Raw genomic sequence first — 9,676 nt, forward strand, 5'->3', positions numbered from 1 at the left:
CGCCGCCAGCGCCGCCAGCGCCGCGAAGCAGCCCATGCAGGGCGCCTACTGGCTGACCACCACGGTCTCCGGCACGGACGCGATCTCACCTGATCGCGGCTACGTCATCAGGCTGCGCCACGTTCAAGAGAAGTGGCTGGGACGCGCCCCTGGAGCACAGGGCTGGCGGATCAGGCAATACCTCGGCGCGAAGCCGCTAAACCTCCGAGGACCGGGCGGCCTGGCGGGAGGCGGGCTCGCCGACCCAGTGGAAATACCCGGAGGACCAGACCGAATCCAACGGGGTCTCGGCCTTCGCCCCATCGGAGGTGGTGCGGGCTGCTGTGGAGGAGAAGACGGCCTCGCGGCTACGGGGCAACCGGAACCCGTAGCTCTTGGGCTCGAACCGGGCTTCCCACTCGGGCTCCAGCGCATTGCGCACTCGCGTCTGCTGGGCGCGATCGGTGATCACCGGGATACCGAGAGGGCGTAGTTTCCCATTCGCCTTCGGGATGAACACCCGTCTCACTAGCCGGGCCCGCCGTGGTGACTCATGGATCTCGATCACCAGACGTTCCTTGTTTGCCGCCGACAGGGCGATTCGCCCGTCAACGCCGGGAGTGAGACGATCAGCATTGCGCTCGGCCACCTGCCGCACGCTGATCAGCGTGTTTGACAGGCTTCGGAGCATCAGCTTCTGCAGGCTGCGGACCCGCTCGTGGTCCCCGGCCCGCGTTGCCGCGAAGATTCGTTGCCGCAGTCGTCGTACTCGATCCTCAGCGGCACGCCAGTCCACGGCGTTCCACCCCAGGTCCTCCTCCTTGGGTCCGTTCGCCCCAACCCCCGCCCTCGGCCATGGCCATCGGCGGCGTCCCAGCGTCCAACTTGTCCCTCGGTTCCAACGCCTCGTCGTCCGTTCTCTTCGCAGATCCACCCGGTCCATGTCAGCCCTCTTTCGAGGCGGGCCTCTCGGGCCCGTATCCGGCCGGTTATACGACACGACCGCGATGGAGGAGCGATCATCTCATGCCGCTTTCCCGTCGCCTTTCGGCGCACCGGTATTCGCTTCTTGGACCATCCTGTTCCCACTGCGGCATTACGCCTTCCTCGCGGTCGGCCTACCAGCCACCGGCTGGACCGCAACGGGGTTCCCACGTTGCACACGCATGAGATGCGATCGGAGTGGGCGCCTTCTTGACCCCGGGGCCGATGGTGTCCACCCGGCGGGAAAGGAGTACCCCCGCCGGCATCCGCCGCTTTCCAGCGGCCAGGCCCTGTACCCCCACCACAGCCGACATCCGCGGGGGCCCGACAGTCACGAGGCATCAACTAAGGTCCAGCGACGCATGCCAAGGCGAGGACAGGCCACTCGGACACTGGCCCGAGATCATGTTCCCGGCATCAGCCGAACCTCCAACCAACGTGACCCACTCACAACGTGCACCTTTCGTGTCGCACCCCCGCCCTGCGGCGTTCCGGTCGTGGTGCTCCTGTTCTCACCGAGCTCGGTCAAGATCCCGGCTTTCAAGAACGCCTTGACCAGCGCCGAAACGCGTTTGTCCTTCACCCGGCAACGCACCCGCTCCATCAGAGCCGTGATGGTCAATCCGGTGGAAGCACGCCTCGATGTCCGCATCCAGCACCCACCGATAGCCTCGGGTGCCGAAATGGTGGATCTCAGCGATCGCATCCTGAGCACGCCGGTTGGGCCGGAGCCCATAGGAGACCGGCTCGAAGTCGGCCTCGAAGATCGGTTCCAGCACAAGTTTCAGCCCGGCCTGCACGATCCGGTCGGTCACCGTCGGAATCCCGAGGGCGGACCTTTCCTGACCCACCCGGTTTGGGAATCTTACGTTCCGGCACCGGCAAAGGCCGGAACGAACCATCCTGCAGGGAAGTTCGCAGGTCGTCCAGGAAACCCGGAACACCGATGCGCTCCTCGACGTCGGTGACCGTCAGGCCATCCACGCCGGGAGTGCGTACCCCGCGGTTGCCCGCAACCCGATCAAACGCCACCAGTAGCGTCGCCGAGTCATGCACGAAGTTGAACAGGTCGTCGAACCAGCGGCCAAGATCAGCTGCCGCCCAACGGTGAAGTTTGGCCTGCATCTCCGATACCCGCCGACTCGGCCCCAGCGGGACCGCCTCCGGCCAGGCGCCGCCCTTCGGCGGCGCCTGGCCGGCATTGCAGCCTCCATCCCTTCTCGAAACCGCTGCCGCCCTTCGCCCTGTGACCGGCTCTCCCGGCCTCGGACTACTACGGCGGCTCCGCCCCACCCGGCCCGTTCAGTGGTCGATGCACCTATCCCGGCCAGCGGGCTGAATGCCCACGGCCTGGAACTGCGACCGGGTGGTTCCCGTTTTCACTGTGATTCGCTCGACGAAGGAGTAGCCCGACTTTGTCCCTGCGGCCTCGCCATGAGTACGCCCACAGACCTTCCTCATGGCCTCCCTGCCGGCAATGGCAAACCGGCCCAGGAGTTCCCCACCAGCCCTCGGCCGACGGGTGCGCACCGCGTCCTGCCCAGATCCACCAGGTTCGAGCAGGCGTCCAGTGGAGGGACTAACGAGGTCGGTTCCTCTCGTACTCCTGTCCATCACGCTCACCGAACCCGCATCTGGCAGTACTAGCACGTCCCGGCTTTGTCAGGCTGCTCCTGCCCTCCCCGGCATCACCCGGATCAGGCTGCCCTCAGCTTCACCGACCTGCTATGACAGGCCGAAGGCGAAAATCCCCCGCCTCCACACGAATCACAGCGCCTCACGGCGCACGCCGTCTACTGGACAGACCCGACGGTTGTCCCAGACTCGTCCTGCCGACCTCATGTCATCGCAGCAGTGACCTTGTGCGACCTGCTACTCAGGCGGTCGTCGGCTGAGCTTCCGCACGCAGCGGCGCAAGCGCTGCGGACCAGACGATGATCTCCTCCAGCATCTGGGCGAGCCTCTCGGCGTGATACGGGGCAGGAGTGCAAGTGCCCGCATCGGTGGGGTCGGTAGGGTTAGTGGAGGTGAAGTCGGTGTATATCGATAGAGCGACCTGGGTGGGCACATTGGCGACCTTTAGCTCACCCATGACCTGACGCAGCTGCTCCACCGCACGCAGGCCGCCGCTGACGCCGTAGCCGACGAACCCGGCGACCTTGTGCAGCCACTCAGCATACAGATAGTCCAAGGCGTTCTTCAGCGAGGCGGGGAAGGAGCGGTTGTACTCGGGGGCGACGAACACGAACGCGTCGAACGCCGCGACCGCCTGGGACCAGCGGAGGGTATGGGACTGGGCATAATCGCCGTAGGCGGCCGGGACAGGCTCGTCGAGCAGCGGCAGGTCAAAGTCGGCTATGTCGAGGATGTTGATGCTGGCGCGGCCGTCGGCGACAGCCGGGTGGGCGGCGGCCGTGTCAAGGACCCAGCGGGCCACGGCGGTGCCTCGGCGGGCGGGGCGGGTGCTGCCGACGACGACGGCGATGCGGATCATCATGGGTCTCCTTTGATACTGGTAGAGCGGCATCATCGGGGCTGGTAGCCCCCAACCGTCTCCAGGTACGTCACAGTTGGCGACCGGGCGCAGATCGCGTGCGACCCGGTCAGCGCTAAAGGAATGGCAGGTGATGGTGGGCGGCCTCGGCAGGGCCGCCATCGGACTCGATGATGGCCATGAACGGGCCGGTGCCCTCAGGGCGAAAGGTCTGGTAGCGCCGTTGCGGCGGTCGGCTGCGCCCCAGATCCGCAGAGAGCTGTCACAGCAGATCGACGCTACGGTCGACCAGTCCCGGCGTGACGGCGTCAATACCACCATGCGGTTCCGGCAACGGCAGGTCCGCCTCGGTGCGGGCTGGGCCGTACCTCAGCTAGTAAAGTCGGATCCGGTGCGGTGGTAGGTGCTGATGACCACCCCGGTGTCCGAGGTCGTCGTTTCGGCCAGTTGCCGTCTCAGCGGAGTGCCGCTGTTGAAGAGCCGTTTTCCGGCGCCGACGACGATTGGGTAGGTCAGCAGCGCGAACTCGTCGATGAGGTCTTCCCCAGCAACGTCGTTATCAAGCTGGTCCTGCCCAGGCGCTGATCTCGTCATACTTGTCCTTCAGCTCCGTGACCTGGTAGGCGACGTTCCCGTCAAGCACGGTGGTATGGGTCCACCCGGCTATCTGCGGGGGGCGTGAGGCCACGTACTTTGGTTGGCGGTTCAGCTTCCGGGGCCGTAGATCCTCGGGATCGACGGTCGGCCATTAGCTGGAGAACAACTTGTAGGTCCTTCTACCGAGCAGCAGCGCGTCCGTCGCTGCCACCGACCTGGTGACTCGCTGGTCGATCCCAGAATCGGCATACGGCTGTGTCCAGCCACCCTCATCGAACCCGCCGTCCCGGGCCTCGTCCGAAAGGCCGGGCGCCTGAACCACGCCATCGAGGGTGACGAACGCCATCACGACGATCTTGCCCATCCCGCTATCCCTTCTTCGATCTCTTCCGCTTCCGAAACCCGGCTGCGCCCATACCGCTCGACACCATAGGCGGCAAGGACCGGTTGGGAACTCAGGACCGGGAACCGCTGCTGGCAGTCCAGCACGCCGACCCAGGCTGGGCGTAGGCCGATGCGGACCATCCGTAGGCCGGGCTGGTCGATGGCCTCCCCGTAGGCAGCACCGGCTTCCTCGCCCATAAATGGGCGGTGCACGGTCGCGTATTCGGGCAGGACCCCCTCGGTCTCGCTCAGTGTCACCATCCCGCGGAGCATGAGCACCTGCGGCGGGACGAACGTGGCGTCAATGGTGATCGCGACCTCAAGTCGGGCGCGAAGGTTGCGAATCTTGTAGGCGCCAGCGAACGTGCCGATGACCATATCGTCGCCGGTCCACAGGAAGTTGACCGAAATCAGCCGCGATGTCCCGTCCTTGCCGGTATAGGCGAGCCGTGCCACCAACGGGGCGGTGAGCAGGTGCTGCGCCGTGGGAGTGTCCAGCAGCGCCACGTCCTTGCGGCAAGCTCGCTGCATTGTTGCTCGAGTAGGTCATGGCTCGAACCTATTGGATCATAATCCTAAAAGACAAGCATTGCTCCTAAAAAAGGATCGCTTCCATAGGCCGTTCTTGAGCCAGCGCCGCCAGTAGCGACTGCCGCCTGCATGGGTCGGGGAAACGCGTCGACGCTCGGACCAGGCCAATGCGTGGACGAGTGGTCGGGTGATCACTAGATCAGGTGTGCCATGAGACGACGGATCTCGGCGGGTGTGAGGCGGACCAGGCTGCTTGGGCTTTTGGGGCTTGAGCAGCGGTGACGGCCAGGAAGGCGTGGGCGAGCCGGCGAGCTTACCCAGCAGGGACACCGGGCGTCGGCCGACGGCGTCGCGGACATCCTGCGCGGTGAGGGATTCAGTCTGCAGGTCAACGCCAAGACGCTGGAGGGCGGCTGGCACCCGGACCGCGATGCGCAGTTCCGCTCCCTCAATGAGCAGGTCCGCGCATCGCGATGCCGGACAGCCGGTGATCAGCGTGGACACCCAGAAGCAGGAACTGCTCGGGCCGTTCAAGAATGCCGGACGGGAATGGCGGCCGGCCGGGGAGCCGGTGCCGGTCAACGTCTACGACTTCGCCGAGCCCGCGACCGGGAAAGTGGTCCCGTACGGCATCGACGACATCGCGGCCAGCACCGACTGGGTGAATGCCACCTGCCGCCGGGCACCCCGAAATGGAACAAGGTGGAGCACCGGCTGTTCGCCACATCACGATGAACTGGCGCAGCAGGCCGCTGACCAGCCACGAAGTCGTGATCAACAGCATCGCCGCCACCACCACGACCACCGGACTACGGTGCAACCCGAACTCGATACCGGCACCTACCCGCTCGGCGCCCGCACCAGCAACGCCGACCTGGCCGCCCCGCCCCTGACCCGGCACCCCTGCCACGGCGACCGGAACTACGCCCTGCATCCCACCTGGACACCGACCCCGACACCACCAGCCACGACCAACCGACCGATCGGTAGGACCCACGAGTCCTATCCGACCTGGCCGCGGTGGAGATCGAGCAGATAGACCGCCAGGACGGCCAAGTCCAGGTGAAGGCCCGCACCCGAGGCGACCCGGTGTGCTGCCCCTAGTGCGGGACGGCCACGGGCAAGGTGCACGGCTATCACAGGCGCCGCGTGGCCGACCGCCCGGTGAACGGGCTGACCGTGATGATCGAGCTCAGGTTACGACGCCTGGTGTGCATCAACCTGGACTGCGCGCGACAGACCTTCAACGAGCAGGTACCGGGCCTGGCCGGCCGCTACGGGCGTCGCACGCCGGGCGCGACGGCGCTGGTGATCGCATGCGCGCTGGCGCTGGCGCTGGCCGGGCGAGCCGGCGCCGCCCTGTCGGCCACGATCGGGCTCCTGCTCAGTCGTACCAGCGTGCTGAGCACCCTGATGGCGCTGCCGGAGCCGCCGCCAGCCGTCCGGCGACGATCGGCGTCGACGACTGGAAGAAGATCTGGAGCATCGACCTGCTGGAGCAGCTCAACAAGGAGATCAAACGCCGCGCCGACGTCGTCGGCGTTTTCCCCACCCCCGAAGCCCTGCTCCGGCTGGCCGGCGCCGTCCTGGTCGAAGCCCACGACGAATGGCAAGTCACCGACCGCCGCTACCTGTCCAAAGGCTTCATGGCCCTCATCACGACATCCACCACCGACCCGCAGGAGGTGGCGCACACCGAACTCATGACGACATAGTCGAACCAGCAGAGCCGCACGCGAGAACCGAACTACACCGCTCCGCGACCCGATGACGGGCCACCCTCCATCAGCATTTGTCCGTCGCCAAGGCCTCACGACACGCCGATCACGTTCGCGGCGGGCAGCATCCCAGCGCAGACGGCGGGTGCCCGGTCCTGCCCTCGGACGCCGTCGAAATGGTCACAGCGAGGCAAGCTCGATGAGAAGCTGTTGGACGCTGGGCGCAGAGCGGCGTCCTGTGGCGACGTTACAACTGGCTGAAGGCTCGCCGGTATGCACTAGGCGATACACCACGGCGCTGAAGAAACGACTCGCGCAGCACGGAAACCGAAGCGAAGCCAACCCGGCGTGCGATCTGTTCGACCTGCAGGTCGGTGATCTCGAGCAACTCTTCGGCACGATCGAGCCGTCGACTCCGCAGCCAGGCGTATGGTGTGGTCCCGGTCGCCATCCTGAAGCGCCGGGCGAACGTGCGGGGGCTCATAAGCGCCTGAGCCGCGAGGTCGTTGACCGACAGCGGCTTGTCCAGATTCTGCCGCGCCCAGTCCAGCACACTGGCGAGTCGCTCATCATGACCGCCGGTCGGCACAGGTACGGGAATGTACTGGGCCTGGCCTCCGTCGCGGTGCGGTGCGACGACGATCTCGCGGGCAACGATGTTGGCGATCGCCGCGCCGTGCTCACGGCGCAGCAAGTGAAGGCAAAGGTCGATCCCCGCAGCCGCGCCGGCGCCGGTGACGATGGCGCCCTCGTCCACATAGAGAACCTCCGGCATGACAGAGACGGCTGGATGGCGGGCGGCCAGGTCTTCAGCCAGGCTCCAGTGGGTGGTGGCGCGGCGGCCATCGAGCAAACCTGCGGCGGCTAGGAGAAAGGAGCCCGTACAGAAACTCGCGACGATGGAACCACTCTCGTGAGCGGCGCGAATCGCCTCCATCAGAGCAGATGAGGGTGCATCTGCGGAAACATAATCATCCGAGGGGATCAAGATGATCAGATCCGCTCGGGCGAGATGGTCCAGCCCGAACTCGACAGTGAGCGGAAGGCCGAGATCGGTATGCACATCGCCGGGCCGTTCGGCACACACGAAGAACTCGAAGGCGGGCACGGTCAGCCGAGTGCGGTCAGCGAAGACCTTGCCAACCAGCCCGAGGCTGAAGGCGCTCACTCCTTGCGTCACGTACGCAGCGACCGAACGGAAGGGGAGCACAGCCACATTGTGGCAGAAATCTGGCAAACATGTGCAGTCGCGCCACTCCTGGCACCTGGGGCTTGTGCGGTCGGCTCGAAACGCGGTGTCGGTGTTGCCATCGATCCGTTTCTCCGAGCCGCCGTCCCGAATCCGCCGTGCGACTTTCACCGCAACGGGCTCTCCACGTGTCCTGCCCGGTGGTCAGCTGGTGGCTGCCGGTTCGAGGGCCTTCACCCTGAAGCGGTGGCCTTCGCCGGGCACTACGGCTTCGACATCGACGTGCTGGCCGCCCACCGGCCCACCGGGAAGGGCCGCGTCGAGCGGCAGGTCGACATCGTGCGCGACCATATGCTGGCCGGCCGCGTCTTCTCCTCGCTGGCGGAGCTGGACGCGGCCTTCGCCGCCTGGGTTCCGATCCGGCGCGCCACGGTGCACCGCACCCATGGCGAGGTCATCGGGATGCGCGCCCTGCGCGACCACGACGCGCTCGCGGTCCTGCCCGAGCAGGCCTACCTGGTCGCCGAGCGGCATCTGCGACGCGTCGACAAGGACTGCTTGATCTCCTTCGACGGCAGTCTGTATTCCGTTCCCGCCCGCCGGGTGCGCGCCGGCCAGCAGGTCGAGTTACGCGTCACCGGCACCGAGGTGACCATCTGCAACCCGACCGCCACCAGCGCCACCGACGCCCTGCTGGCCATCCATTCGCGCGCCACCACCTCCGGAACATGGGTCGTCGACGCGGCGCACTGAGACGGCCTGCCCGACGGACACACCCGCGCCACGACCACCGCCCCCTCCAGCCTCGCCGTCGACCAGGGCGTCGACCCGGACGCGGATGGACTGGCCGCCCTGCTGAAACGCTCGGCCGCCGCGCAGATCCCCGTCGCCCGTCGCCCGCTGGCCGCCTACGACCTGGCCGCGGGCCTGAACTCCACCCCGATCACCGAAGGACTGAACTGATGTCGCAGCTGGTCACCAACCGCATCAAAGCGCACGCCACCCGGCTCAGGCTACCCCACCTGGCCGCCAGCGTCGACCAGCTCATCGCCCGCGCCAACGCCGACAAGATGGGCTACCTCGACTTCCTGGACCTGCTGCTGGAAGAAGAGCACGGCGTCCGCGACGGCCGCCGCTTCCGCGCCGCGCTGCGCCTGTCGAAGCTGCCCCACCACAAGGGCATCGAGGAGTTCGACTTCTCCTTCCAACCCAACCTCGACCCACGCAAGATCAAGGACCTGGCCGCACTGTCGTTCGTCGAGGCCAAGGCCAACGCCGCCTTCCTCGGCCCGCCCGGAGTCGGCAAGACCATGCTCGCCGTCGGCCTGGCGGTCGCCGCCTGCAAGGCCGGCTTCTCCATCTACTTCACCACCCTGGACGACATGGTCCGCCAGCTCAAAGAAGCTGACGCCATCGGGCGCCTGGCCGCCAAGCTGAAGACCTACACCCGCCCCAACGTCCTCGTCCTTGACGAGGTGAGCTGTGCGCCACGAGGCGCTGAGGAATCTCGCGGAAGGAGGAGTCCGCCGCCGGTCATCGCAGTGACCGGTTGAAGCTGGAGGCAGGCTGAACCCCGAGTCGGGGGCGAGGCCGGGAGCAGCCTCGACAACGTAGGGACGGACCGGCACCACCAGACGGTTCGTGCCCGCAAGCGAAGACGGAGATGGTGCAAGGAAACTGAACCAGTGGGTGAAGCCCCGTGAGTTGTCGGCGTACGGGGCCATGTGCAGAGTCAGGTACAGGTAAACGTGCAGAGGTGAGCGGCGTGTCCGCTGCCGTAGTTGGGCGGTGTTGGTGAAG

At 66.5% G+C, this 9,676-nt stretch carries 9 protein-coding genes and 3 pseudogenes; 5 read left to right on the plus strand and 7 right to left on the minus strand.

Going from position 1 to position 9,676, the window contains the following annotated elements; genetic code table 11:
• Positions 1 to 196 precede the first annotated feature (196 nt).
• The 6 genes from B0I32_RS55790 to B0I32_RS55815 all read right to left on the minus strand — a co-directional run bounded on the left by B0I32_RS55790 (position 197) and on the right by B0I32_RS55815 (position 4,945).
• Positions 197 to 775, minus strand: coding sequence for a reverse transcriptase N-terminal domain-containing protein (locus tag B0I32_RS55790; RefSeq protein WP_219912561.1), 579 nt, complete (start codon positions 773 to 775; stop codon positions 197 to 199).
• A gap of 700 nt (positions 776 to 1,475) precedes the next feature.
• On the minus strand, positions 1,476 to 1,865 hold the full coding sequence (locus B0I32_RS59465; protein ID WP_342751862.1) for a reverse transcriptase/maturase family protein: 390 nt from the start codon (positions 1,863 to 1,865) through the stop codon (positions 1,476 to 1,478).
• A 974-nt stretch (positions 1,866 to 2,839) separates the two neighbouring features.
• Positions 2,840 to 3,460 carry an NADPH-dependent FMN reductase gene (locus tag B0I32_RS55800; protein WP_342751861.1) on the minus strand — a complete coding sequence of 207 codons (621 nt, stop codon included), beginning with the start codon at positions 3,458 to 3,460 and terminating at the stop codon, positions 2,840 to 2,842.
• A 366-nt stretch (positions 3,461 to 3,826) separates the two neighbouring features.
• Positions 3,827 to 4,051 carry a dihydrofolate reductase family protein gene (locus B0I32_RS55805; protein ID WP_106253604.1) on the minus strand — a complete coding sequence of 75 codons (225 nt, stop codon included), beginning with the start codon at positions 4,049 to 4,051 and terminating at the stop codon, positions 3,827 to 3,829.
• Between the two features lie 154 nt (positions 4,052 to 4,205).
• Positions 4,206 to 4,418, minus strand: coding sequence for a dihydrofolate reductase family protein (locus B0I32_RS55810; RefSeq protein WP_106253606.1), 213 nt, complete (start codon positions 4,416 to 4,418; stop codon positions 4,206 to 4,208).
• On the minus strand, positions 4,400 to 4,945 hold the full coding sequence (locus B0I32_RS55815; RefSeq protein ID WP_181308956.1) for a pyridoxamine 5'-phosphate oxidase family protein: 546 nt from the start codon (positions 4,943 to 4,945) through the stop codon (positions 4,400 to 4,402). The genes B0I32_RS55810 and B0I32_RS55815 overlap by 19 nt, the downstream gene beginning before the upstream one ends.
• Positions 4,946 to 5,263: 318 nt before the next feature.
• On the opposite strand from B0I32_RS55815, the pseudogene B0I32_RS55820 reads away from it, so the two are divergent.
• The 3 pseudogenes from B0I32_RS55820 to B0I32_RS55825 all read left to right on the plus strand — a co-directional run.
• Positions 5,264 to 5,936, plus strand: a pseudogene (locus tag B0I32_RS55820) (ISAzo13-like element transposase-related protein); the annotation flags it as partial.
• Between the two features lie 149 nt (positions 5,937 to 6,085).
• Positions 6,086 to 6,172: pseudogene (locus B0I32_RS62040) on the plus strand (hypothetical protein); the annotation flags it as partial.
• A 263-nt stretch (positions 6,173 to 6,435) separates the two neighbouring features.
• A pseudogene (locus tag B0I32_RS55825) lies at positions 6,436 to 6,684 on the plus strand (transposase); the annotation flags it as partial.
• 250 nt (positions 6,685 to 6,934) lie between these two features.
• Here the strand turns inward: B0I32_RS55825 and B0I32_RS55830 are convergent.
• The gene (locus B0I32_RS55830; RefSeq protein WP_245956734.1) at positions 6,935 to 8,047 is read right to left on the minus strand and encodes a GlxA family transcriptional regulator; all 1,113 of its coding nucleotides are present in this window, start codon (positions 8,045 to 8,047) and stop codon (positions 6,935 to 6,937) included.
• Between the two features lie 75 nt (positions 8,048 to 8,122).
• Between B0I32_RS55830 and B0I32_RS55835 the strand changes: the two genes are divergently transcribed.
• Complete coding sequence (locus B0I32_RS55835) at positions 8,123 to 8,629, plus strand: Mu transposase domain-containing protein (protein ID WP_106253608.1); 507 nt, start codon at positions 8,123 to 8,125, stop codon at positions 8,627 to 8,629.
• Positions 8,630 to 8,838: 209 nt separating this feature from the next.
• Positions 8,839 to 9,429, plus strand: a complete 591-nt coding sequence (locus B0I32_RS55840) for an ATP-binding protein (protein WP_106253610.1) — start codon at positions 8,839 to 8,841, stop codon at positions 9,427 to 9,429.
• Positions 9,430 to 9,676 lie beyond the last annotated feature (247 nt).

It is taken from the genome of Nonomuraea fuscirosea (assembly GCF_003001935.1).
Lineage (GTDB): Bacteria > Actinomycetota > Actinomycetes > Streptosporangiales > Streptosporangiaceae > Nonomuraea > Nonomuraea fuscirosea.

Excerpts from the sequence above, each read along its gene's own strand:
- B0I32_RS59465 (WP_342751862.1), bottom strand. The coding sequence starts at position 1,865 with ATGGTTCGTTCCGGCCTTTGCCGGTGCCGGAACGTAAGATTCCCAAAC.
- B0I32_RS55800 (WP_342751861.1), bottom strand. The coding sequence starts at position 3,460 with ATGATGATCCGCATCGCCGTCGTCGTCGGCAGCACCCGCCCCGCCCGC.
- B0I32_RS55805 (WP_106253604.1), bottom strand. The coding sequence starts at position 4,051 with ATGACGAGATCAGCGCCTGGGCAGGACCAGCTTGATAACGACGTTGCT.
- B0I32_RS55810 (WP_106253606.1), bottom strand. The coding sequence starts at position 4,418 with ATGGGCAAGATCGTCGTGATGGCGTTCGTCACCCTCGATGGCGTGGTT.
- B0I32_RS55840 (WP_106253610.1), top strand. The coding sequence starts at position 8,839 with ATGTCGCAGCTGGTCACCAACCGCATCAAAGCGCACGCCACCCGGCTC.